The sequence below is a fragment of the Acinetobacter sp. SWAC5 genome (genome assembly GCF_003419885.1).
Classification (GTDB): Bacteria; Pseudomonadota; Gammaproteobacteria; order Pseudomonadales; family Moraxellaceae; genus Acinetobacter; species Acinetobacter cumulans.
Window position 1 is genome coordinate 53,713 of sequence record NZ_QUWR01000005.1, and the last position, 26,214, is coordinate 79,926.

General features: G+C 41.7%; 20 protein-coding genes and 1 tRNA gene. 10 read left to right on the forward strand and 11 right to left on the reverse strand.

What is annotated here, in order from left to right:
• The first annotated feature begins 155 nt into the window (after nucleotides 1-155).
• Complete coding sequence (gene ponA / locus DYI81_RS05070; RefSeq protein WP_117006903.1) at nucleotides 156-2,684, forward strand: penicillin-binding protein PBP1a; 2,529 nt, start codon at nucleotides 156-158, stop codon at nucleotides 2,682-2,684.
• A 72-nt stretch (nucleotides 2,685-2,756) separates the two neighbouring features.
• On the opposite strand, the gene DYI81_RS05075 is transcribed toward ponA, so the two are convergent.
• The 9 genes from DYI81_RS05075 to DYI81_RS05115 all read right to left on the reverse strand — a co-directional run bounded on the left by DYI81_RS05075 (nucleotide 2,757) and on the right by DYI81_RS05115 (nucleotide 13,385).
• Nucleotides 2,757-3,560 (reverse strand): putative RNA methyltransferase, encoded by an 804-nt coding sequence (locus DYI81_RS05075; protein WP_106983925.1) that lies wholly within the window; start codon nucleotides 3,558-3,560, stop codon nucleotides 2,757-2,759.
• Between the two features lie 69 nt (nucleotides 3,561-3,629).
• On the reverse strand, nucleotides 3,630-4,748 hold the full coding sequence (gene mraY, locus DYI81_RS05080) for a phospho-N-acetylmuramoyl-pentapeptide-transferase (protein ID WP_106983924.1): 1,119 nt from the start codon (nucleotides 4,746-4,748) through the stop codon (nucleotides 3,630-3,632).
• Nucleotides 4,749-6,158, reverse strand: a complete 1,410-nt coding sequence (gene murF, locus DYI81_RS05085; RefSeq protein ID WP_117006904.1) for a UDP-N-acetylmuramoyl-tripeptide--D-alanyl-D-alanine ligase — start codon at nucleotides 6,156-6,158, stop codon at nucleotides 4,749-4,751.
• A gap of 9 nt (nucleotides 6,159-6,167) precedes the next feature.
• A complete protein-coding gene (locus DYI81_RS05090; protein WP_117006905.1) occupies nucleotides 6,168-7,661 on the reverse strand; it encodes a UDP-N-acetylmuramoyl-L-alanyl-D-glutamate--2,6-diaminopimelate ligase in 1,494 nt (497 codons plus the stop codon).
• Nucleotides 7,662-7,671: 10 nt separating this feature from the next.
• A complete protein-coding gene (gene ftsI / locus DYI81_RS05095; RefSeq protein ID WP_117006906.1) occupies nucleotides 7,672-9,498 on the reverse strand; it encodes a penicillin-binding protein PBP3 in 1,827 nt (608 codons plus the stop codon).
• A 13-nt stretch (nucleotides 9,499-9,511) separates the two neighbouring features.
• The gene (ftsL, locus tag DYI81_RS05100; RefSeq protein ID WP_106983920.1) at nucleotides 9,512-9,844 is read right to left on the reverse strand and encodes a cell division protein FtsL; all 333 of its coding nucleotides are present in this window, start codon (nucleotides 9,842-9,844) and stop codon (nucleotides 9,512-9,514) included.
• 10 nt (nucleotides 9,845-9,854) lie between these two features.
• Entirely contained in the window at nucleotides 9,855-10,766 is a 912-nt protein-coding gene (rsmH, locus tag DYI81_RS05105; protein ID WP_106983919.1) for a 16S rRNA (cytosine(1402)-N(4))-methyltransferase RsmH, read from the reverse strand.
• Between the two features lie 348 nt (nucleotides 10,767-11,114).
• A complete protein-coding gene (locus DYI81_RS05110; RefSeq protein ID WP_117006907.1) occupies nucleotides 11,115-12,134 on the reverse strand; it encodes a sulfate ABC transporter substrate-binding protein in 1,020 nt (339 codons plus the stop codon).
• A 249-nt stretch (nucleotides 12,135-12,383) separates the two neighbouring features.
• Nucleotides 12,384-13,385: a sulfate ABC transporter substrate-binding protein gene (locus DYI81_RS05115; protein WP_117006908.1), complete on the reverse strand. Its 1,002-nt coding sequence runs from the start codon at nucleotides 13,383-13,385 to the stop codon at nucleotides 12,384-12,386.
• Nucleotides 13,386-13,759: 374 nt separating this feature from the next.
• Between DYI81_RS05115 and DYI81_RS05120 the strand changes: the two genes are divergently transcribed.
• The 4 genes from DYI81_RS05120 to DYI81_RS05135 all read left to right on the forward strand — a co-directional run bounded on the left by DYI81_RS05120 (nucleotide 13,760) and on the right by DYI81_RS05135 (nucleotide 16,396).
• Entirely contained in the window at nucleotides 13,760-14,062 is a 303-nt protein-coding gene (locus DYI81_RS05120; RefSeq protein ID WP_117006909.1) for a hypothetical protein, read from the forward strand.
• 141 nt (nucleotides 14,063-14,203) lie between these two features.
• A complete protein-coding gene (gltX, locus tag DYI81_RS05125) occupies nucleotides 14,204-15,712 on the forward strand; it encodes a glutamate--tRNA ligase (protein WP_117006910.1) in 1,509 nt (502 codons plus the stop codon).
• A 91-nt stretch (nucleotides 15,713-15,803) separates the two neighbouring features.
• Nucleotides 15,804-15,879 (forward strand) — tRNA-Glu (locus tag DYI81_RS05130).
• 175 nt (nucleotides 15,880-16,054) lie between these two features.
• Nucleotides 16,055-16,396 carry a hypothetical protein gene (locus tag DYI81_RS05135; RefSeq protein ID WP_106983914.1) on the forward strand — a complete coding sequence of 114 codons (342 nt, stop codon included), beginning with the start codon at nucleotides 16,055-16,057 and terminating at the stop codon, nucleotides 16,394-16,396.
• A gap of 24 nt (nucleotides 16,397-16,420) precedes the next feature.
• Here the strand turns inward: DYI81_RS05135 and DYI81_RS05140 are convergent, their stop codons facing one another.
• Nucleotides 16,421-17,347, reverse strand: a complete 927-nt coding sequence (locus DYI81_RS05140; RefSeq protein WP_117006911.1) for a cation diffusion facilitator family transporter — start codon at nucleotides 17,345-17,347, stop codon at nucleotides 16,421-16,423.
• A 282-nt stretch (nucleotides 17,348-17,629) separates the two neighbouring features.
• Complete coding sequence (gene ettA / locus DYI81_RS05145; protein WP_117006912.1) at nucleotides 17,630-19,291, reverse strand: energy-dependent translational throttle protein EttA; 1,662 nt, start codon at nucleotides 19,289-19,291, stop codon at nucleotides 17,630-17,632.
• Nucleotides 19,292-19,609: 318 nt separating this feature from the next.
• On the opposite strand from ettA, the gene DYI81_RS05150 reads away from it, so the two are divergent.
• From DYI81_RS05150 to DYI81_RS05170, 5 genes are all read left to right on the forward strand, one after another.
• On the forward strand, nucleotides 19,610-20,887 hold the full coding sequence (locus tag DYI81_RS05150; protein ID WP_117006913.1) for an aminotransferase class I/II-fold pyridoxal phosphate-dependent enzyme: 1,278 nt from the start codon (nucleotides 19,610-19,612) through the stop codon (nucleotides 20,885-20,887).
• A gap of 352 nt (nucleotides 20,888-21,239) precedes the next feature.
• A complete protein-coding gene (locus DYI81_RS05155) occupies nucleotides 21,240-22,127 on the forward strand; it encodes an SDR family NAD(P)-dependent oxidoreductase (protein ID WP_106983910.1) in 888 nt (295 codons plus the stop codon).
• Nucleotides 22,128-22,355: 228 nt separating this feature from the next.
• The gene (gene hisIE, locus DYI81_RS05160; RefSeq protein WP_106983909.1) at nucleotides 22,356-23,138 is read left to right on the forward strand and encodes a bifunctional phosphoribosyl-AMP cyclohydrolase/phosphoribosyl-ATP diphosphatase HisIE; all 783 of its coding nucleotides are present in this window, start codon (nucleotides 22,356-22,358) and stop codon (nucleotides 23,136-23,138) included.
• Between the two features lie 18 nt (nucleotides 23,139-23,156).
• Nucleotides 23,157-24,659 (forward strand): UvrD-helicase domain-containing protein, encoded by a 1,503-nt coding sequence (locus DYI81_RS05165; RefSeq protein ID WP_117006914.1) that lies wholly within the window; start codon nucleotides 23,157-23,159, stop codon nucleotides 24,657-24,659.
• A gap of 44 nt (nucleotides 24,660-24,703) precedes the next feature.
• The gene (locus DYI81_RS05170; protein ID WP_106983907.1) at nucleotides 24,704-26,098 is read left to right on the forward strand and encodes an ATP-binding protein; all 1,395 of its coding nucleotides are present in this window, start codon (nucleotides 24,704-24,706) and stop codon (nucleotides 26,096-26,098) included.
• Nucleotides 26,099-26,214 lie beyond the last annotated feature (116 nt).

The following is a 26,214-nucleotide window of genomic DNA, read 5'->3' on the forward strand; positions in this document are numbered from 1 at the left end:
CCTATTATTTTTTTATCCCCAAAAAAGTAACTAACTAACTATAATCGGCCTATAATTTATCGCAGATACAATATCTCATATAACAATCTGCGCGCCTTAAGGATATACTGACCGCTAATTAGTTTGCCATTAGCTCTTATTAAAACTTACTTGTTATGAAAAAGCTATCTTGTTCAGGCCTTGTTCATCCATTTTTTTTGATCTTAATTTTAATTTTGATCTCTATTCCAATGGGTTTTTATGGCATGTATCTCTATATTGCACCATCTTTGCCAGAAATGTCCACTCTGAAGAAGGCACCATTATTAAAACCATTACAAGTTTATAGTGCCGATAATGAGCTTATTGCGGAATATGGTGGCAAACTTTCTGTGCCTGTAGAATACAATCAAATACCACCCAACTTTATCCATGCTTTTCTAGCAGCTGAAGACTCCTCTTTCTTTGAGCATAGTGGCATTAGTTTCAAAGGCTTAGGTCGGGCTGTTAGTGAGTCTATTACAGGCTCAGATGTACAGACAGGTGGTTCCACCATTACCATGCAGGTGGCCAAGAATTATTATTTAAGCCCTGAACGTACATTAAAACGCAAACTCACCGAAGTATTTTTAGCTCGTAAAATAGAACAAAATCTCACCAAAGAAGAAATTCTCTCTTTATATGTCAATAAAATATTTTTAGGTAAAAATGCATACGGTATCGCCGCAGCCGCTAAGATTTATTATAACAAAAGTCTAAATGAACTCTCATTGGGCCAAATGGCGATGATTTCTGGCCTGCCTAAAGCACCTTCAAAATATAATCCAGTTGCTAACCCAAAACGTGCACTTGAACGTCGTAATTGGATTTTGGGGCGTATGCTACAACTAGGTTATATCAACCAAAAAGAATATGAGCTTGGAATTGCTGAACCTATTAATTTAGATATGCCTGAACGAGGTGTAAATAATCGTTTTCCCTATGTCGGCGAAATGGTCCGCTCAGAACTGATTAGTACCTTGGGTGAGCAAGCGATTGACTCTGGTTATAAAGTCTATACTACGATTAACAGCCAACGTCAGACCTATGCGGAACAAGCCATACAAGAGGGTTTAGAGGATTATGACCGTCGTCATGGTTGGCGAGGTGCTGAAGCGCATGGCGAACCGCTTAAAAATTTCACAGCATTTGCTAACACCTTCCCCGCTCAAGTAGTAAAAGTCGATCGCTCAAGTTTTGATGCACTTTTACAAGATGGCACCACAGTGACGGTGCCGTGGTCAGGCATGTCTTGGGCACGCCCTTATCGCAATGCAAATAGTGTGGGTAATGCGCCCAGCAATGCTTCACAAATTGTCAAAAAAGACGATATTGTACGGTTAAGACCAAATGACAATAAAACAGCTTGGGCACTGGTACAAATTCCCAAAGTTCAAGGGCAGTTAATTGCGATTAACCCCAATAATGGTGCCATTGAAGCGGTGGTGGGTGGATATAATTTTTATCAATCCACCTTTAACCGTGCTGTTCAAGGTTGGCGTCAACCCGGCTCAACCATTAAGCCTTTTGTATATGCATTGGCCTTAGAACGTGGTTTAACGCCTTATAGTATGGTTAATGATAGCCCTATTACGATTGGCAAATGGACCCCTAAAAACTCTGATGGTCGCTACCTCGGAATGATTCCACTGCGTCGTGCATTATATCTTTCACGTAATACGGTATCTGTACGCCTATTACAAATGGTGGGGATTGAACGTACACGCCAATTGCTGATGGATTTTGGCTTACAAGAAAATCAAATTCCACGTAACTACACGATTGCCTTGGGTACACCTCAAGTACTGCCTGTACAAATGGCCACAGGTTATGCTGCCTTTGCCAATGGTGGTTATCGTATTCAACCGCATTTTATTAGTCGCATTGAAGATGCTTATGGCAAAGTCATTTATCAGGCTAATCCTGAATATGCATGTATCCAATGTATTAATGAAAAGGAACCTGCTCCTGAAAGCGATAATCTGGCAACGCCAGATGATGAAGCTTTCCAAGTTTCAAATTCGGCAAGTGAAGCCACTTCAAGTGATAGCGCAGAAGTTGATACTGGCGATTATCGCCAAGCACAGCGTATTTTAAAATCAAGCTCTGCATTTGATATGGCCAATATCTTACGTGATGTTATTCAGCATGGTACAGGTCGTGCTGCCCTCAAAATTGGTCGTAATGACCTTGGCGGGAAAACAGGGACCACCAATGATGCTAAAGACGCATGGTTTGCGGGCTTCAATGGCAAGCTGGTATCGATTGCATGGGTGGGCTTTGACCAACCAACCACATTGGGCCGCCGCGAATATGGTGGTGTCGCAGCCCTACCAATTTGGACCAACTTTATGGAAAATGCATTAAAAGGCACTCCAGAATCTTGGGTTCGTTTTGATAAAAATGCCAAACTTCCTGTACAACGTGGTCAGGCGGTACCAAATAAAGATGCAAATAAACAGGATCGTGCAGCACCTGCTCTAGCACAACCTTTATATCGCCCTGCCCCAGTTGCGCCACGTCCAACTGTGCAAAATGACTTCGAAGATTTACCAGGTGATCAACCTTTGGTGCCAAACCAAACTAAACCACCTGCACTAAATAACAATCCCCCGCCTAAACAAGGTGGAGATGCCTTAGATCATTTGATCCAGCAAGTACAATAATAAAAAAGCCCTCGAATTCGAGGGCTTTTTTATTATCGTCAGATTTAGTGATCTTGCGACAACCTTAAACAATCACTTCTTTTGAAAGATGTAGATTTGATAATGTGCAGTCAGTTCAAAGCCATTTTTCTGCTCTAGGGCCTGGCGGCGCTCAGGTTTTGCTTTGTATGCATACGGCGTCATGGCAATCAGATTTTTTAAATCCTCTTGCTGAAGACACATCTTAGACTGCACAATTTCTTGATCAATTAAAGTAAAGTTGCCAGCCAATTGCTCCGCAAATTTATTTGGCTCATGCGCTTTTACTTCCTCAAATAAAGCTTCGCGCATCGCGTATAAATGCTCAGGTGCAGGCGTTACCACCAAAAGATAAGCTTCGGGTTTCAGCACACGTAAGATTTCTTCTTGCGGGATTGGGCTAAATAAACTCGTACACAAATCAATACTCTGATCAAGCACAGGTAAAGTCGCCCCTGTACCCACAACCCAAGTGACATTTTTATTGAGTTTTGCCGCCACTTGCACTGCATTTTTAGCAATATCTACCCCTACGCATTGCAACACTTCTTGTTGCATCGCATCGGTGTAATAACCTTCACCACAGCCAATATCCAATAGATTTTCTATACGTAAATCACGAATTTTTTGCACAACAGCTTGCTGGAGGGGCGCATAATGCCCTGCACTTAAAAAAGCACGACGTGCTTGCACAGACTCAGGTGTATCCCCTGGGTTTTTACTGTGCTTATGCTGTACCACATGTAAATTTACATAGCCTTGTTTGGCTACATCATAACTATGGTTGTTTTCACAGCGCCATGTTCTTTCCTCAAGCACCAAGTTTGTTTTACAAACTGGGCACATCAGCAGATTCATCATTTTCTCCAAGGCCATTGAGGCATAAAAAAAGCCGGGCAATTGACCGGCTTTTCATTTCAATTTTGCTTAACGCAATTTTAAGGTCATTAGGCCTAAAACTACCAGCATAATTGTGATAATCCAGAAACGGATCACGACTTGGGTTTCACGCCAGCCTTTCTTTTCATAATGGTGATGTAATGGCGCCATTAAGAATACGCGCTTATTTCGCATACGTAGTGAGCCAATTTGCAAGAAAACTGAAATCGCTTCAACCACAAATACACCCCCCATAATGGCAAAGACAATTTCTTGTCGAACCATTACCGCAATTGTACCTAGCATTGCACCTAAAGATAATGCGCCAACATCGCCCATAAAGATTTGGGCTGGATGTGCGTTATACCAAAGGAATGCCAAACCTGCGCCAATCATCGCCGCACAGATGACCACCAGCTCGGATGCATATTTCACATAAGGTACATGTAAATAGGTCGCAAAACGAATATCACCTGCTAGATATGCAAATACACCTAAACCAGCCGCCACCAATACGATTGGCATAATCGCCAAACCATCGAGACCGTCAGTTAAGTTCACTGCATTTGAAGCACCGTTAATCACCAAATATGTAAAGGCAATAAACCCTAAACCTAATGGAATTGCAGAGAGTGGCAAACTTAATTCTTTAAAGAATGGTATAAGCACATCCAGCATATCTGCAGTATGTTCAGGGTTAGGTTGCTGTGTTGCAATCACATACAACGCAATACCTGCACCTAATGAAGCAATTGATGTCCAAAAGAACTTTTTCTTTGCAGGCAAACCCGCATTGTCTTTGTATCGGATTTTAATCCAATCATCTGCCCAGCCTACGGCACCAAAAATCACCATTACACCGAGTACAATCCACACATAAGGGTTGGATAAATCTGCCCATAACAGGGTAGAAACACCAATCGATAGTAGGATTAAAATCCCGCCCATGGTTGGTGTACCCATTTTTTTTGCATGGTTTTCTGGTGCGAATGAACTTACCGCTTGACCATATTTCAAAGCTTGGAGTTTACGAATCATGACTGGACCCAAGGTCAAGCCAATTAATAATGCCGTCAATACACTCAGTAAAGAACGAAGTGTTAAATAACGGACCACTTGGAATGAGCTATGATAGCCCGCCAAGTGTTCAAATAACCATAACAGCATTTAGAGCTTCTCCATCAATTCAGCCATCAACGTTTCCATGTGGGTAAAACGAGAACCTTTAAACAGGAAACTCATGGACTGAGGTTGATGTGTTTCAACGAGACTAATCAAAAGAGGCAAGGCTTGCTGTTGATTCAGAAAAGCCTGCATTTTTTTACCATATTGTGTACTACGCGCACCCTCTTGCATAGCAGGTGCAAATTCACCAACTGCTATGACAAAATTGATGCCTTTAACCGAAACTAAATCACGACCTAGCATGTAGTGTTGCTGAGCCGCAGATGCACCGAGTTCGCCAATATCACCAACAACCATGACCCGTACACCCTCTTGCTGTGCCAGCACTTCTGCTGCCGCACGCATTGAGGTCGGATTCGCATTGTAAGTATCATCAATAAACAAATGTGTTTTATGTTGAATAAAGTTTAAACGACCTTTTGCACCTTGCGCTTGTTCTAAGCCAGTGACGATGTCATCTAAACCTATACCTATTGCTAAAGCAAATGCAGTTGCAGCCACCGCATTTTGTACATTGTGCTCACCTGCAAAAGGTAGGTTTACAAGGTGTTCTGCAGAAGGGGTATGCAACTTAAACGTTGCAGACTGTGCATGTAACTGAATATCGGTTGCATAAACATCACCACCTAGACCAAAGCTGATCTGTTGCTCTGTTTGTACTGCACCCCGAATTTGATCGGTAAAATCATCTGCCGCAGGCACAATCGATGTGCCCGCTTTTGCAATATGCGTATAAATTTCAGATTTTGCTAAGCAAATGCCTTCACGACCACCAAACTCACCTAGGTGTGCTGTACCGATATTCAAAATGCCCGCAACCTGTGGCTGTACCAGATTTGAAGTATAGTCAATTTCACCTTTATGACTTGCGCCCAGCTCCATCACCGCATATTGATGCTCTGAGCGGAGTTCAAGCAGCATCATCGGTACACCTAAATCATTATTTAAGTTACCACGGGTAATTAAAGTCGGGGCAAGGCGAGACAAAATACTGCCTAACATTTCTTTGGTGGTGGTTTTGCCACTACTGCCTGTCAGCGCAATCACTTTAAGCGCTGGGTGTTTGGCACGGCGATAAGCCCCCAAATGACCCAAAGCCAAACGTGTATCAGCAACCACCAACTGGCAAATATCTGCGTCTATAGGTTGGCTAACAATCGCCAACTGACAACCCTGCGCTGCAACTTGAGCCACAAAATTATGTGCATCAAAGCGTTCCCCTTTTAATGCCAAAAAGGCATCACCCAGTTCTGCATGACGCGAGTCAGTCAATATACGCTTAATGTCCGTGTCTGGCACACGATCATTTAACCAATAGCCTTGAGTAGCCTCAGCTAACTCAGATGCTGTCCATAGCTCTAAAGGCACCGTACTTGTAGTAGATGTATGCATGATGATTTCCTATTGAGCTGGATAGCTTGAATCTGTGCCCTGCAATGCATTAATCGCAGACTGCACCTCAACAACATCGTCAAACCAATGACGTACGCCATCGATTTCTTGATAATTTTCGTGACCTTTACCTGCAATCACAACAATATCTCCATCTTGAGCGTGTTGGACTGCAAATTTAATTGCTTCACGACGATCATGAATTTCATGCACGATATGGCCTGCAAACTGAATACCGGCTTTCATATCTGCAAAAATTTGTTCTGGGTTTTCAGTACGTGGGTTATCCGACGTAATTAAGGCCACATCCGCATAATCTAATGCTGCTTGTGTCATTAATGGACGTTTACCACGGTCACGATCCCCGCCACAACCAAAAACAGCCCAAAGATTTTGGGAAACATGTCGCTTAAGGGTAACGAGTACTTGAATCAGCGCATCTGGCGTGTGGGCATAATCAACAACAAATAAGCGCTCGCCATCACGGATCACTTGCATGCGGCCTGGTGCGCCCTTTAATTTAGGAGTGACTGCGATTAAATCTGCCAGTGCAAACCCTGCCTGCTCGGCTGCAATTAAACTCGCCACAATATTTTCAATATTGAAGTGGCCCAACAGCGGGCTATGCACGTCATACACAGCATCTGCGGTGATTAATTTAAAATGCGCGCCACTCAAACTATATTGAATATCACGCACTTCATAATCCGCTTTTTGCGTGGTTGAATAGCTTAGAATTTTAGGTTGCGCTGGATTTTGACGCGCAGCATTTAACATAACTGAGGCATGCTCATCATCAATATTAATGATAGCCACTTTAAGAGACTCAAAGGCAAATAAGCGAGACTTCGCTTCGGTATAAGCCTCTAAGGTTTTGTGATAATCCAAATGATCACGGCTTAAATTACTATAGGCTGCAATTTCAATGTCACAACCATTTAAACGCCCTTGCTCCAAACCGTGCGAGCTCGCCTCAATAGAAGCAAACTCTGCACCTTGCTGTGCATAATCATGTAAAGCATTTTGTAAGTGCAACGCATCTAAAGTTGTATGCGACGATGCTTCTAAATTTGGCAAAATACCATTACCAGTCGTTCCCATCACGGCACACTTTTTAGCTTGTAGCATCAGCAACTCAGCAATAAGACGAGAAATCGTGGTTTTACCGTTGGTGCCAGTTACTGCAATTACGCGCGCAGCAACAACAGGTTGAGTCGCTTGTAAATACTGCTTCTGCCATTGCCCCATCAGTTGACGCACATTAGGAATGGTTACGGCATTGGCTAAGTTTAAATCCACTTCAGAAATCACAGCCAAAGCACCGCAATCTAGCGCACTTTGGGCAAACTGTATGGTTTTTTCAGGTTGCGAATATGACGTCAGGGCAATAAAAATTTGCCCTTTTGCGACATGTCTGCTGTCCAGACTAAAACCCTGAAAAGGTTGTGTCATCCAGTCAGCAGTAGACGTTAGGCTGTATATCTCATTAAAACAAATCGTCATGGATTGTCTCTTACTGGATTTTAGGAGTATCTAAAGGTTTATCTAAAGGAACGTTCATTAAACGCAATGATTCTTGCATCACACGTGCAAATACTGGCGCTGCAACTAAACCGCCGTAGTATGCGCCTTTCGGGTTTTCCACCACCACAATCATGGCTAAACGTGGATCACTTACAGGTGCAACCCCTGCAAAGAGTGCACGATAATCTGTTTGCGAATAACCTTTACGGTCAGGACGTAATTTATGTGCCGTACCCGTTTTACCAGCGACACGATAACCAGGAATATTCGCCTGCTGTGCAGTCCCGCCTGGTAAGGTTACTGCTTCCATCATCAATAGCACTTGATCAGCAATTTTTGCATCAATCATTTGCTCGCCTTTCGGCGCTTCGTCTAATTTATATAAACTCAACGGCATCTTTTTGCCTTTATTGGCAATCATGGCGTATGCATCTGCAACTTGAAGCACGGTCGCATTCAAACCATAACCATAAGACATGGTCGCAACTTCTGATACATTCCACTTGCTCGGCGGTAAAATTAAACCACCACTTTCGCCAGGGAATTTCACAGCAGAGCGCTGACCGAAACCTAAACGCTTATAAAAAGTGGGTAATGTCGGATATGGCAACGATAAGGTAATTTTTGCGACACCAACGTTCGATGATTTTTGAATAATCCCACCTAGGGTTAATGCCCCATAGTTATGGGTGTCACGAATGGTATGGTTGCCCACACGCATCGACCCTGGCGAGGTATTAACCACCGTATTGGCCGTATATTTACCACTTTCTAAGGCCATCGCGACTGTTAATGGCTTCATTGTCGAACCTGGTTCAAATGAGTCAATCGCACCACGGTTACGCATGGCATCCTTATTCAACACGCCATTTTTATCATTCGGGTTATACGACGGCCAACTGGTCATGGCCAAGATTTCACCGGTTTTCACATCCACTGCAATTGCAGTTGCTGAACGTGCATTGTTTGCCACACCAGCAGCAGTCAATTCACGGTACATAATATATTGTAGGCGCGAATCAATACTTAAGGTAATGTTTTCACCCGGTTCAACTTCTTTAATCACTTCTGGGTCTTTAACTCGGTTGCCCTTTTTATCACGGACAATTTGTTGTTCACCATCAGTGCCTGCAAGACGTTGATTCAACTGCATTTCCAAGCCTTCAATCCCGACACTTTCACTATTGGTCAAACCAATAATTTGAGAGTTCGGCTGTGGCTGTGGATAGTAGCGTTTATAGTTTTTCTCGGTATATACCGCTTGAAACTCACGCTTCATAATCATGTCAGCTTGCTGCGGTGGTACTTCTTTTTTAAGTACCAAGTAGCGTGAACGCGGGCGCTCATTTAACTTTTTGCGAAGCTCTGCGCGATCCATGCCCACTGCATCTGCAAGTTCATCCAAGTTTAAATTTTTATCTGGCAGTTGACGCTTTAATTTACGGTTATGCGGATCATTGGCCAGCTGTGCCGTGGTTTCATCAAACAGTTTTTTGGTATCAAAATAATCACGCGGGTCCATCACCACCTTCATAACAGGTGTACTAATGGCCAAAGGCACACCATGACGGTCATAAATCACGCCACGCATCGCACGAATTTTTTCTGTTCTTAAAATATTGGCATTGGCTTTATTTTGCAAAAAGTCTTTGTTGATAATTTGCACATAAAAAGCACGTCCAACCAATGCAAAAAAGCACAGAAGAACCACACTCCACATTAAATAAAAACGCCACATATCAACACTAATGGCGGTTTTACCTGTGACAGACTGCTGTTTTTTTCGTGCTGTTTGCTTATTTCTCTTTTCAACCATTTGACAGCTAGCCTTATTTTTTCTCTTCTGAAGTTTGCGGCAAAGAAATCACCACCGTTTGCGCAACTGGCGGTGAATACATCCGAAGTTGTGTAACTGCACGTGTGCCAATTTGCGCCGTTGCTCCAAAAGTTTGTTGTTCAATCAACAAACGCCCCCACTCCGCGTTTAAGTCATCACGTTCACGGATATAGGTGTTCAATTGACGATAATCTTGACGGTATTCAAAGACTTGAAAAACCACAAAAATTGCACTAACGAAAACCAAAATCAACATGACGGCGTATGTGATCGTTTTTTTTAGCTTTAATTTTTTTGTGTTTTGTTCTATTGCTTCGGTTTTCATTCTTTGCCTTTTAAGCTAAACGTTCTGCTGCACGTAACCAAGCACTGCGTGAACGCGGATTGGCTTTTACTTCTTCATCGCTGGCACGAACACGGGATACTTTTTTCAATCGACGCGTATCTTCACGTTGTTGTGGCATACCCCAACTCGTATCTTCAGCCAAAGTCGATTCTTTTTGAATAAACTGTTTAATTAAACGGTCTTCCAATGAGTGGAAGCTAATCACCGCTAAACGCGCTTCTGGCTTTAACACGTCCACAGCTTGTGGTAGGAAAGCTTCAATATCATCTAATTCTTTATTAATGGCAATACGAATGGCTTGGAAAGTCCGTGTTGCCGCATGTTTATTTTTTTCCCATTTTGGGTGGGCAACTTTTACAATTTCAGCAAGCTCTGCAGTAGTTGCAATATAACCTGCGGCTTTAATGGCTTTGGCAATACGGCGACTATAACGTTCTTCACCATATTTAAAGATGATATTGGCCAATTCCTCTTCTTCAATATCCACCAACCACTCTGCAGCTGTTGGGCCTTGAGAGTTGTCCATACGCATATCAAGTGGGCCATTTCGCATAAAGCTAAAACCACGCTCTGCTTCATCTAACTGCGGTGACGACACGCCTAAGTCGGCCATAACACCATCTACAAGGTCGATGCCACGTGATTGTAATTCTTGTTGTAAGTCAGCAAAGCTGGCATGAATGATTTTAAAACGTGGATCTTCTTGTTCTAATTCTGCGGCCACTGCCAAAGCTTGTGGGTCTTTATCAAAGCCAAAAACACGTGCATTTTCATCTAATTTTGATAGCAATAATCGTGTATGTCCCCCACGACCAAATGTCCCATCGACATAGATTCCTGTAGTACGCCCAGCAAGCAAGGCATCAACAGTTTCGTGAAGTAATACAGAAATATGCGACATACAGAATCAATCATGACAGTAAAAAAGTAACTGCACATTATTACCTTGTTTTAGTAAAGCTCCAAACGACTTTTTGTACAGAAATATTACTTTCTATAGAGAAAACCGTTTTAGGCATTTATAAAACCAACTGTTGCAAGCTTTTCATCTATTGTTTGCGATAGATCACCCTACATATTCACACTAAAACACCATAATTCAGACAGCTACAGTCATTCATCTCCCGCAAACACAAATCCTTTTCAACCAGTAGCCTACAGATCAATGGCACAAAAAAAGCCCCTGCGAACAGAGGCTTTAAAATAACTTCGACTACGATTAACTCTTCAGAATGAATCCATTCATCAATTAACGCTTCGAATTATAAATTTGATCAAAAATCGCACCATTCACAAAGTGTGTTTGCTGTGCTTTTGCCCAACCGCCAAACACTTCATCAATGGTAAATGTTTTTAATGGTGGGAATTGTGCTTTATATTTGGCTAGAACAGCCGCATTACGTGGACGATAGAAATGTTTAGCTGCCATTTCTTGACCTAAAGGCGAATATAAATAGTTGATATAACCTGTTGCCAACCACTTGTTGCCATTTTTATCGACAGTTTTGTCGACAATTGCAACTGAAGGCTCCGTTAAAATAGACATTGAAGGATAAACAATATCAAACTTACCTTTACCCAAAGTTTTTTGGGTCACAAGCGCTTCATTTTCCCAAGTTAACAACACGTCACCAATGCCACGCTCAGCAAAAGTCGTCATAGAAGCTCGCGCCGCCGAGTCCATCACTTTCACATTGTGATACATTTTGCCGACGAATTCTTTCGCCTTCGCATCATTACCACCTGGTTGCTTCAGTGCATAGCCCCAAGCCGATAAGTATACCCAACGCGGTAAACCACCTGTTTTTGGGTTTGGTGTAATAATTTCTACACCTGGCTTGGTTAAGTCGCTCCAATCTTTAATATGCTTTGGATTGCCTTTACGTACCATAAACACAATTGTCGATGTATATGGTGCTGAGTTATACGGAAATTCCTTTTGCCAACCCGGCTGAATCTGACCAGACTTTACAATTTCATCAATATCATTGGCCAAAGCCAAAGTCACAACATCACCTTTCAAACCATCAACCACCGAACGTGCTTGCTTGCCTGAACCACCATGTGATTGTTTAAAATCAACAGAATAACCTGTACGCTTTTTCCAATATGCGCCGAATGACTTGTTAAATTCGTCATAAAATTCGCGAGTTGCATCATAAGATACATTTAAAAATTGGCGATCTGCCGCCTGAGTTGCTGTTGTAGGAAGCGCTAGACCTAGCGACAACAATGCACCACTCAACAATGCTTTGAATTGAAGTTTCATATCAGCACAAATCAAATATCTAAATTAATGCTAACTATATGAAAGAAAATCATTAATCGCAATTCACAAAATTAAAAGAACATCCGTTAAAGTAGAATAATTTGTTCTTTTATCATCTTGTTTTACTTATATAAAACTTCAAGAACACTTTACCTTTTCCATATATATACTGTTTTTTGCTTTGTATATAAAAAAAATGGATAACAGTAGTCATCCATTTTTCTTATCTAAACAACCTGTATTAATGCCTTATTTTTTATCACTATAAATTTGGTCAAAGATTGCACCATTCACAAAATGGGTTTGCTGTGCCTTTGCCCATCCACCAAAGACTTGATCAATGGTAAAGGTTTTTTGCTTTGGAAATTGAGCTGCATATTTCGTTGCAGCTTTACTATCACGTGGGCGGAAATAATATTTGGCCGCCAGCTCTTGTCCTTTTGGAGAATATAAATAATTCAAATAGCCTTTCGCCAAATTACGATTGCCATTTTTATCCACGGTCTGATCCACAATCGCCACAGATGGCTCAGCCAAAATCGAAATCGATGGATAAACAATATCAAACTTGTCCTTACCTAAGCCTTGTGTCGCCAGCAAAGCTTCATTTTCCCAAGACAGCAACACATCACCAATACCACGCTCCGCAAATGTCGTCAGTGAACCACGTGCACCCGAATCTAATACTTTGACATTTTGATAGAGCTTTTTAACCAATTCTTTGGCTTTCGCATCATTACCACCGGGTTGCTTTAAGGCATATCCCCATGCTGATAAATAAATCCAACGTGGCGCGCCACCCGTTTTTGGGTTTGGCGTAATAATTTCTACACCAGGCTTGGTCAGATCATTCCAATCTTTAATATTTTTAGGATTGCCTTTACGTACCAAAAAAACAATAGTTGAGGTATAAGGCGCAGAGTTATTTGGAAATTCTTTTTGCCAACCTTTTTTAATTAAACCTGCATTTACAATTTCATCAATATCATTGGCTAAGGCCAAAGTCACCACATCGGCTTGCAAGCCTGTCGCCACGGCACGTGCCTGCTTACCAGAACCACCATGTGATTGCTTAAAATTAACCTCTTGGCCTGTGCGTTGTTTCCAAAATGCACCAAACTCCTGATTATATTCTTGATAAAACTCACGGGTCGGATCATAAGACACGTTTAAAAAATCTTTATTCGCATATACAGAAGTTATAGCGCCACTTAAAAGCGCCAATACAGTTGAAGCTATTATTTTTTTCATTGCCAAGTCTCATTTCATTCTTGAAATGCACTATATAAATCTCAATACTCTTGCACAATATCTTGGCTAGATGATTAATTTGTTTAGATTTCTATTTTTTAGATATGCAAAAAACTGCTTAGAATTGATATTTTTTTGCTAAAACAATGCTTCAAAATTCTATTCTCCATGCTATCTTCATAGTTATTTGATATAAAGTAACAATTAAGGAGAAATCTGCTTTATTCAGGTAATCTAACTTGGTGTTTTATTATTTTTTTGTAAAAAATGTGATGTAGTTCTACTTTTTAATCAATTAACGTGGTTAAAGCGTAGTATTAGTATTAAAAAACACCAATAAAAGTTCCATTCATCAAATTAGGGGAAGATTGGACATGAAATTAAATCAATATATGCTTCTTTGTGTCGCTTTAAGTTTTTCAACTTTGCAATTCACGCATAGTGCTGCAATCAACAAGACGACCAGTGCAAAAGTAACTTTGCCAAGTGATAAAACGTCGCCGATTGAAAAAGCCTTAACACAACAAAAAAATGAGTCTTCTAAAGCGCAATCATCTGATGACAGCTTAAAAGTACTTACATCGCTTAAAACTGCACCTGCTCAAAGTTTTTTTGCCTCACAAAACCAAAGTTTTAGCCGTTTTGTTCAAGCGTTATTCTCTACAAATCCATCTTAAGTCTTTAACGCACATATTTTAAGCCCATGCATTCCCCTGCTTGGGCTCGAAGCCTGATCACTGAATGATAAATTAAGCATTAAGTGATCAGGCTTTTTCGTTATAATAGATCCCAATTTACATTCTGATTAATAATTGATTATGACTGTTCGTACTCGTATTGCACCCTCTCCTACTGGTTTCCCTCATGTAGGGACTGCCTATATCGCTTTGTTTAACCTATGTTTTGCTAAGCAACATGGTGGCGAATTTATTCTTCGTATTGAAGATACCGACCAACTTCGCTCTACACCTGAATCTGAAAAAATGATTTTAGATTCATTGCGTTGGTTAGGTCTAAATTGGTCTGAAGGTCCAGATGTAGGTGGCCCACATGCACCCTACCGTCAATCAGAGCGTATGGGCATTTATAAGCAATATGCACTGGAATTGGTTGAAAAAGGTCATGCGTTCTATTGCTTCGCAACAAGTGAAGAACTGGATCAAATGCGTGCAGAACAACAAGCACGTGGTGAATCTCCACGTTACGATGGTCGTGGTTTAAAACACACTGCAGAAGAAGTACAACGTCGTTTAGCTGCTGGCGAACCGCATGTCATTCGTATGAAAGTGCCTGAAGAAGGTATTTGTCAATTTAATGACTTACTACGTGGTGAAGTTGAAATTCCATGGGCACAAGTCGACATGCAAATTCTGCTTAAAACTGACGGCTTGCCAACTTACCACTTAGCAAACGTAGTCGATGACCATTTAATGGAAATCACGCACGTGATCCGCGGTGAAGAATGGATTCCATCTGCGCCTAAACATCAATTGTTGTATAAATACTTCGGTTGGGATATGCCTGTGCTTTGCCACATGCCACTTTTGCGCAACCCAGATAAATCAAAACTATCTAAACGTAAAAACCCAACGTCAATTAACTACTACAAAGACATCGGCGTTTTACCAGAAGCTTTGTTGAACTACCTCGGCCGTATGGGTTGGTCTATGCCAGATGAAAGTGAAAAATTCACGTTGGCAGAAATGATTGCTCACTTCGACATTCAACGCGTATCTCTTGGTGGCCCAATCTTTGATGTTGAAAAACTCAACTGGTTAAACGGTCAATGGATTAAAGCGCTTTCTCCAAGCGATCTGCTAGATACATTATTGGCTTGGAAAGCCGATCGTGCCAAATTAGAAGAAATTGCTGCTGCCATTCAACCGCGTATTAACTTACTTTCAGAAGCTGTGAATTGGTCTGCACATTACTTCAACCACTTCCCTACACTGAGCCAAGAGCAGTTTGTGAGTAAAAAACTCTCTGAAGAACAAGTTCGTCAAAGCTTACAATTTGCGATTTGGCGCTTAGAAAGTCTGTTCACTTGGAATAACGACACTGTTAGCCAAACGCTAATGGACTTAGCTGCGCAAATGGAAGTGAAATTACGTGATTTCATGCCTGCGTTCTTTATTGCGATTGCGGGCTCAACAGCATCTACACCTGTCATGCAAACAATGGTCACGATTGGTCCAGATTTAACTTTCGCTCGCTTACGCCATGCGCTTGAAATTGTTGGTGGTCCAAGCAAAAAAGAACTTAAAGTTTGGGAAAAACTCAATGAAAGCTTAAAATTGCCGAAAAATGACGCAGTTGATGAAGCTTAATTGAATTTTTAGTTGACGCATGGGCCTTATATCCATAATATAGCGCCCATACAGAGACACAGTGTTAAACACTGATCCTGTTGCCTCACTTGTCCCTATCGTCTAGAGGCCTAGGACATCGCCCTTTCACGGCGGTAACCGGGGTTCGAATCCCCGTAGGGACGCCATATTCAAGCAAATCAATATGGTTTGCTTATAAAAAAGCCCAAGCATTATGACTTGGGCTTTTTTTATTGCTTATCTATTTACTAAGACACTGAATCTTATACTGTTACTGAGTATTTTTTGCTTTCTGTACTATTCCGATTAAAATAATACTCAGCTCAAAATTATGGAACTGTAATGCAATACCGTTGCCCTCAATGTCAAAGCCCTAAAATTATGCCCATTGCGCAAGCAGGCCAACCCGCTGCACGCCCTGTTGTGCCTAAAAGTTTGGTATTTTTAATCCCTGCAATTTTCGTGTTGTTACTCCTGGTCATCATTAGTATTGCAATGTGGTTATTTGGCAATGGTGCAGGAAGCACCATACAAACAGCAACCGTTGTGGTTTTTATCATTTGCGTGATTGCAGGTTTCTTATTTTATCGCGACTTACCTGATTTCAAAATTTCAATGCAAGCCTTCATGCAGTCACAAAAAAAATGGAAATGCCGCGATTGTAATCATGAGTGGGAAGTTTAATTCCCACACTTGTTCACATCAGCATTAATGCTGATGTGAATGTTCATCCAAGGCATGATGATGTCCTTCTTCTGCCAGACATGCCTCTTCTTCAATCTGTAAAACCATCTCAGTAATCCCATGTTGATGGCTTAACATCTCCATCGCCTCTTTATATAAGCTGGTACGATCAGCACCCGGCGCATAAAGATGGACTGTCAAATGAATATTTTTAGAACTAATCGCCCACACTTTAAGTTGATGAATACTTTCTACACCATTCAATTGCAATAAATCTTTACGTAGCTTTTCAATATCAATCTCTTCTGGTACACCTTCTAATAATATATTTAAACTCTGCTTTAACAGTACCCATGTGCGTGGCAAAACCCAAAAACCAATCAGCACAGCAATCACTGTATCCACCCACATCCAGCCGGTGAAATAAATCAGCACAGCACCCAAAATCACGCCTACAGAGCCCAAAGCATCACTTAAAACTTCAAGGTATGCTCCTTTCACATTCAAACTGTCTTGAGAGCTAGAAAATAAGATACGCATGGAAATTAAATTAATGACAAGACCAATGCTCGCCACAATCAACATCCCCATACTTTGTATCTCTGGAGGGGTTGAAAAGCGCTGATAAGCTTCATACAAAATATAAATAGCCACGGCAAATAGCATGAGCGCATTAAATAAAGCTGCTAATATTTCAAAACGCTGATAGCCAAAGGTTCGTTTATTATCTGCAGGTAATTTGCCAATTTTAATTGCGACTAAAGCAATCGCTAAAGCTGCTGCATCGGTAAACATATGCGCGGCATCTGAAAGCAAAGCCAAACTTTGTGTAATAAAGCCCGCCACAACTTCGACCACCAAAAAACTACTGGTCAGTAATAATGCAAAGGTTAATTTTTTCGAATTTTCATCTGTTACAACGGCATGACTATGATCATGATGCTCGGACATTCAATTATCCTTCTACTCATTGAGCGAACTTGAGCATAACAACTTCTGTCGATGTAATACCATTACAACAACAGATCAGTTATGTATCATATTGAAACAGCCAATCAAAAACATGAACACCATAAAACTTGAATTTAAAACATCATCACATACGTTGAAGCAGAAATAGCAGTACTCGCTTTTGTATAATTTTAATTAACCTCATGACTTGTCTTAAATAGCACCAATTAAAACACAAAAAAATCAGCCCGAAGGCTGATTTTTTTACATCAAAATCGGCAATTAAACGCCAATTTTGCGATATTTTTGACGCTTAGTCACAAGGTCATCACCATCACGTTTACGGCGATATTCTTCAAACTCTGCATAATTACCAGTGAAGAATTCAGGTGTTTCACCTTCAAATGACAAGATGTGCGTTGCAATACGGTCTAGGAACCAACGGTCGTGCGAGATCACCATTACAGTACCAGGGAATACAAGAATTGCATCCTCAAGCGCACGTAAAGTTTCGATGTCCAAGTCGTTCGATGGCTCATCGAGTAAGATTACGTTTGCACCCATTTGCAAGATTTTCGCAAGCTGTAAACGGTTACGCTCACCACCTGACAATTGACCTACACGTTTTTGCTGATCTTGACCTTTAAAGTTAAAGCGGCCGATATACGCACGAGATGCGATTTCGTATTCGCCAATACGCAAGATGTCTAAACCGCCAGAAACTTCTTCCCAAACAGTTTTGTTGTCATCAAGCGTGTCACGGATCTGACCAACGTAAGCCACTTTAACTGACTCACCAAGCACAACAGAACCCGTATCTGGTTGCTGTTCACCAGTCATCATACGGAATAAAGTTGTTTTACCCGCACCGTTCTCACCCACGATACCTACAATGGCACATGGTGGAACAACGAAGCTTAGATCTTTATAAAGCGTACGATCACCAAACGATTTGCTGATGCCTTCAACTTCTACAACCTTATTCCCTAGACGCGGGCCAGGTGGAATGTAGATTTCAGACGTTTCGTTACGCTGTTGGAATTCACGCGAGTTAAGCTCTTCAAAACGCTCCATACGCGCTTTGTTTTTCTTTTGCTGACCTTTTGCATTTGAACGAACCCATTCAAGTTCTTTTTTCAATGCTTTAGCAAAAGACTCTTCTTGCTTGTTCTCTTGTTCTAGACGGGCATTTTTCTGCTCTAACCAAGAAGAGTAGTTACCTTGGTATGGAATACCCATGCCACGGTCAAGCTCAAGAATCCATTCAGCAACGTTATCCAAGAAATAACGGTCATGGGTAATCGCAACGATTGTGCCCGTGAAGTCTTTCAAGAAACGTTCTAACCATGCTACAGATGAAGCATCTAAATGGTTCGTCGGTTCGTCTAGAAGCAACATGTCTGGTTTAGACAATAGCAAACGGCAAAGTGCGACACGGCGACGTTCACCACCAGAAAGTTTAGATACGTCTGCATCCCAAGCTGGAAGGTTTAAAGCTGCAGCCGCTTGATCCATTTGGTTCACAATATTATGTGCATCCCATGAATGGATAATTGCTTCAAGCTTCTCTTGCTCTTTTGCAAGTGCATCAAAGTCTGCATCTTCAGCTGCATATTCAGCAAAAACTTCATCCAAACGTGCTAAAGCATCAAGTGGTTCACGTAAACCATCTTCAACGTTACCACGAACATCTTTGCTTTCGTCTAGTGGTGGCTCTTGCTCTAGGTAACCAATTTTAATACCGGGTTGAGCACGCGCTTCACCTGAGAAATCTTTGTCTACGCCCGCCATAATACGAAGCAAGGTAGACTTACCTGCACCGTTTAGACCAAGTACACCAATTTTAGCACCTGGAAAGAATGATAAAGAGATGTCTTTTAGGATTTCGCGCTTAGGCGGAACCATTTTCGACACACGGTTCATCGTGTAAATATATTGGGCCACGTAGGACTCCTCAATAAAAAACCAAAATTGGGGCTCAATTACACCCCGAGCTCAAAAAGAGCGAAAAAATAATCGGTGCATTATACGATAAAAGCGCCAAAAACATAAGAAATGCATCACAAGTTGCATCGTTTGTTACAACTAAAGATATGTTTATTTTTTAAACATGCTCAGACACACTATTTTTCATGCACATTGTGCAAAAAACAGTACACATATATGAGTAAAACAGCTATATATTTCATTATTTATGCACTTTTAATCATATAAAGTAGTGCTAGACTCCATTCATAATGAACTTAAGAAGATGACAATAGAATGACTTATAAAGACGAAACTTTGGCTATTCATGCGGGCTACACACCTGAAGCAACCACTAAAGCTGTGGCTGTTCCAATTTATCAAACCACTTCTTATGCGTTTGACAACACACAACATGGTGCTGATTTATTTGATTTAAAAGTTCAGGGCAATATTTATACCCGTATTATGAACCCAACCACTGCGGTACTGGAGCAGCGTGTAGCTGCACTTGAAGGCGGTATTGGGGCTTTAGCTTTGGCCTCAGGCATGGCGGCTATTACCTATGCAGTGCAAACCATTGCAGAAGCTGGCGACAATATTGCCTCGGTTTCCACACTCTACGGTGGCACCTATAATCTCTTTGCACACACCCTGCCAAAACAAGGCATTGAAGTGCGTTTCTTTGATTATCAAAATCCTGAAGCATTACGTCAACTCATCGACGAAAAGACCAAATTGGTCTTTGTTGAATCTATTGGTAACCCACTGGGTAATATTATTGACCTAGAAGCCATTGCTAAAATTGCCCACGAATACGGCGTCCCTGTCATCGTCGACAACACTGTTGCTACGCCTGTGCTGCAAAAATCTTTTGAATTTGGTGCCGATATTGTGGTGCATTCATTGACCAAATATATTGGCGGTCATGGTAATTCAATCGGTGGCATTATTGTCGACAGCGGTAAATTCCCATGGGGCAAATATCCTGAGCGCTTTCCGGCATTAAATACGCCAGACCCAAGCTATCACGGTGTGAATTATGTAGAAGCACTGGGCGAGGCAGCTTATATTGCCCGCGCCCGCGTAGTACCGCTACGCAATACTGGCGCAGCCATTAGCCCACAAAATGTATTTTTAATTTTGCAAGGCCTCGAAACCTTAAGTCTACGTATGGAACGCCATACTGAAAATGCGCAAAAGGTGGCGGAATATTTACAAGCTCATCCTAAAGTAAAATGGGTCAATTATGCAGGATTAAAAGACCACCCTCAGCATGCATTGGCACAAAAATATGTGAAAGGTAAACCTTCCGCGATTTTATCCTTTGGCGTACAAGATGGTCTTAAAGGTGGCACACGCTTCATCGATGCATTACAACTGTTTACTCGCCTCGTCAATATTGGCGATGCCAAAAGTTTAGCTTGCCATCCCGCAACCACCACGCATCGTCAGCTCAATGAGTCAGAGTTAAAAGCAGCTGGTGTGAGTATCGACATGGTGCGCTTGTCCGTGGGTATCGAGCATGCTGATGATTTGATTGCTGATTTAGAACAAGCGCTGGCACAAGTTTAATTTTATTTTCTTTGCCAAGTAGGTTACAGCCCTAAAAATCAATTCAAAACCCTCTTATGCACCCCTATTAAGAGGGTTTTTCTATGCTTTCCACACTATTCTGTGATCTTTCTCATTTTATCCCTTGTCTTCGCACTTAAATATTGTTAAAAGTAAATCACAATAATGAGTAATTTTAGAGCAATTACTCTAATAATATTTTTATATTTCAATAGCTTAAATCCTATCTTTTCTTTTTAAATACGTTATCATTGCAAGCATATTTTCGCTGCCACTGTCCCTAATCAAGCACAGCCAGCCACGTAATAAAAAAAACGCACAGTCTCACATTTATTCAATCAGGGTATTAAACGTGAACCAAAGATTAGAAAAACGCTTTCAAGACAAAGTGAACGGTAAAATTGTTTTGATTACCGGCGCTTCCAGCGGTATTGGCCTTACAGCAGCACATCGCCTCGCCGATGCAGGTGCACATGTGCTCTTGGTTGCCCGCACCCAAGAAACCCTAGAAGAAGTCAAAGCTGAAATTGAAGCCAAAGGTGGTAAAGCTTCAGTTTTTCCATGTGATTTAAACAACATGGATTCTATTGATGAGGTGTCAAAGCAAATCCTCGCTTCTGTCGATCATATTGATATTCTGATTAATAATGCAGGACGTTCAATCCGTCGTGCCGTGCACGAATCCACTGATCGTTTCCATGACTTTGAACGTACCATGCAGCTGAATTACTTTGGTGCAATTCGTTTGGTGATGAACATTTTACCGCAAATGATGATTCGCCGTGATGGTCACATTATTAACATCAGTTCAATTGGCGTGTTAGCAAATGCGACCCGTTTCTCGGCTTATGTAGCATCTAAAGCCGCGCTCGATGCATTCAGTCGTTGCTTATCTGCAGAAGTGCATTCACATAAAATTGCAATCACATCGATTTATATGCCTTTAGTGCGTACGCCAATGATTGCGCCAACCAAAATTTACAAATATGTGCCAACGCTCTCTCCTGAACAAGCAGCTGACCTCATTGCCTATGCCATTGTGAAGCGCCCGAAAAAAGTGGCGACAAATCTTGGCCGTTTAGCCTCGATTACCTATTCGATTGCGCCAGACATTAACAACAAATTGATGTCGATTGGTTATAACCTTTTCCCAAGTTCAAGCGCTTCGGTGGGTCAACAACAGAAACTCAACTGGGTGCAAAAAGCATACGCGCGCTTATTCCCAGGCGAGCACTGGTAAGTTTCGCTAGTCTGTAGGTCTACATGACTAAGCCTATTTAAGTGAAGCCCAATTTCGATTGGGCTTTTTTATGTCTATGAATATTTTGGCAATATTCGACACTTTAAAAATTGCTTAAGTTTTAGTTACTCTCTTACGCCATGATGCCGTACACTATGGTTCGCGATTTTTAAATCGTGACTCGATTGAGTAACTTTATTTATTTGAACAAATTTAGGTGTAATCCACATGAACAATCTGCAATGGCTCGATGAAGTAAAATTTAACGAACAAGGCTTAGTGCCTGCTATTGCTCAGCATCATCAAACTGGACGTATTTTGATGGTGGCGTGGATGAACCGCGAAGCACTGGCTTTAACAGCTGAAAAAAATCAAGCGGTGTACTTCTCTCGCTCACGTAGCAAACTGTGGTACAAAGGCGAAGAGTCTGGTCATTTTCAAACGGTACACGAAATCCGTTTAGACTGTGATGCTGACGTGATTGTGCTTCAAATTGAACAACACGGTGGTATTGCCTGCCATACAGGCCGTGAATCTTGCTTTTACCGTAAACTGACAGCAACGGGCTGGGAAATTGTTGATGCGCAGCTTAAAGATCCATCTGCAATTTATGGTGAAAAGTCTGCAAATCCACATACCATTGCAATGAATGCCTCAAATGCGCAGTCTGAGCAAGTGGAAGTTCTCGACTACTTAGGCAAAATGATGGCTGAACGTAAAGTTGCAGACCCTGACTCTTCTTATGTGGCTAAGCTATACCACAAAGGCTTAAATAAAATCTTAGAAAAAATTGGCGAAGAAAGTGTTGAAACGATTATTGCTGCCAAAGATTTTAAAACTGAAGCCAATGAAGATAATAAAAACGACCTAATCTACGAAGTGGCTGATCTGTGGTTCCATACCATTGTAATGTTGGGCTATTTCGACCTAGACCCACAATTGGTTTTAAACGAATTGGCACGTCGCCAAGGCCTATCAGGCTTGGTTGAAAAAGCTAATCGTAGCCACTAAGCAACTAGGCATTGAACAGTGACTAATCCCAAAAAGCCGAGCGCAACCTATGAGCAAGCCACTGCGATAGATAACGCACGGCTGGGGAAATCTTTTAAAGTCATTGCCTATGCTGGCACAGGTAAAACCACAACTTTACAAATGATCAGTGAGGCCATGCCACAAAGACGTGGCATGTACTTGGCCTTTAACAAAGCCATAGCAACTGAAGCACAGCAAAAGTTTCATGGTAATGTCGACTGTCGAACTTTTCACTCCTTGGCCTTTCGTAGCGTTCCACGTGGAGTCACAGACAAGCTTCGCCTGCCTCGTTTAAGCCCAAGTTTCATCGCGAAAGAATATCGCTTAACGCCAATTACGCTACGTCGAATGATGGGTGGGCGTTATGAACAATATGTGCTCATGCCTTCTCGCTTGGCCAGCTTAGTGGCCAATGCCGTCAGCTATTTCTGTTCGACCAGTTCGCAGTACCCTGCACCGCGCCACATTCAAGCGCCTAGCTGGTTACATGCAGATGATATCGATACGCTACAAAAACACCTTTACCCTGCCGTTGAACGCCGTTGGTTAGAATCAATCGACCCGCACCATCAAGCAGGGATTGGGCACGATATTTATTTAAAATTGTGGGCATTGTCTGAACCCAATATTCCCGCAGACTATGTGCTCTTTGATGAAGCACAAGATGCAGATCCACTGATGCTGGGCATTTTGCTCAAACAGCGCAATACGCAAGTGATTTATGTGGGCGATGCCCATCAGCAAATTTATGCATGGCGTGGCGCAGTCAATGCCATGCAGCAATTGCCTTTGCCTGAGTCTCGTCTCACCACTTCATTTCGTTTTGGTGAAGAAATTGCACTCAATGCCAATGCCATTTTAGGTGCATTGCATGAAACCGTGCCCTTACTCGGCAACCCCCTGCTCAATTCCAAAGTAGTCAACAAACCCCATACCAAGCAACGTGATGCTATTTTGTGTCGTACCAATGCACGGGCAATGGAACTTTTATTGGCAGGCTTAGTCCATGGTGACAAAGTCAGTTTACAAGCCGACCATGCCAAGCTTAATCGTTTTGTCGATGCAGCAGCCATGTTAAAACAAGGTAAGCGTGTCGTGGATGTACCTGAATTGGCATGGTTTAACTCTTGGCATGATGTACACGAGTACTGTGAAACCAATGACGGTAGCGACATTAAGCCTTTAGTCAAACTGGTGGATGATCATGGTACAGATCCTTTAAAGCGCGCCTTGGCCAAAATCACCCCCATTGAGCAAGCCGACTATATTATTTCGACCGCCCATAAAGCCAAAGGCTTAGAGTGGGATCGGGTTCATATAGAAGACGACTACCAATTTCGACTTAATGAGAAAGACTATAAAATTAGTGACGAAGAGTTAAGATTACTTTACGTGGCTTGTACACGTGCTAAAGTAAGCTTAAACATCCATCATATTTATGATTTGGTGCAGATATTAAAACGAGAAATGCCGAAATCACTGCGCCAAGCTGTGAGCTAAGACCTGTCGCCCGATAACCTGCTCCAGCCAGAAACAGGTGTCTTATGAAAATACAATCAATTCAACTTAAGCACGCTTTACACTTTACCGACCTAAAAGCCGAATTTAATTACCACGACCTGCCTATTAGCTTAATTTTAGGCGAGCAAAGTAGTGGTAAAACCTCTCTTTTACGTCTGAGCTATCAAGCACTCACATGGTTTGCGGCCCGCTATAAAGACCTGCGCACAGCAGGCGTCGTGATGCTTGATCAAGATATTATGCTCACGCGATTGCAGTCTAAAATTGATATTCAAATTCGCTTTCCAGAAGATATTGGGCATTTTCCAGAAAGCCCAGATACAAGCAGTGAAGATCCTCAGCTGTGTCGTTGGCAACTATACAAAACCATCAATAGCCAAGGTATTGGCATTAGTAAGGTAGATACCCAACAACTTGAAGATTTGGTGCTGATCTATCAACGTGCCATGCGTGATGACCCACTTTTGGGCATGCCTTTAATTGCTTATTACCCCGCAGAGCGCTTTGTCAATGATGTGAATTTGCTAAATAAAAATAATCCAGCAATTTTTCAGGCCGCCTATGCTTACGAAGTTTCGGCTATTCCATTTACAACGTTTAGCCGTTTCTTTGAATGGTTCCGTGAAGTAAGTGATATTGAAAATGCTCAAAGTGCGCAATTGGTCCAACAGATTTTAGCCAAAAGCCAAACTGCAACTGAGTCAGATAAATCACAACACTTTATAGAACAACGACTACTTCAAGCGCATAGTGAAATGCACGCGCCTGCTCTGGCGGCTTTAAGACATGCCATTCGTATCGTATTACCTGAAATCAGCAATGTTTGGTTGCAATATCACCCAAAGCTACAGTTTATGGTGAATTATGACGGCCAAATCATGATGTTTCAGCAACTCTCCAACAGCATCCGCAATCTTGTTGCACTGATTGGCGATATCGTTCGACGCTTATGTCTATTAAACCCTGCCAGCCTCTATCCTTGCGATGAGGGTGATGGTGTATTGATGATTGATGCCATTGATTATCAATTGGATGGCAATATGGCAGCTGTAATTTTAGAGCGTTTACATCAAGCCTTTCCGCGCTTACAAATTCTCGCTACAGGCGAACGCCCTGAACTTTTAGAGCGCGCATCACGTTTTCAATGTTTAAAATTGGAAAATAAACAGCTATACAGTCTTCATCCTGAAGCATGGCAACAGCAATTTGAACATATTTATGCAAGTCTACATTTAGAAGATCACCCTAAAACAGAGGATGCTACTCCTCTGCCTATCGAAATCTTACAACCCGACGTTAACCCGATCCAAAGTCTAGTGAATCAAATTAGCGAACAACTGAATGAACAACAGCGTTTAGAACTTATACAACGCTTACAATTTGAAGATGACAATTCCAATCAACAACATTTGCTCTAAATCCAAAGCCATCAAGCCACTTTGAGTTTAACATTTACAATACGGCCAAAATGCCTTGCGGACTGTACAATACACCACCCCATGCACTGAAGCATGCGGTATATAATGACCTTCTC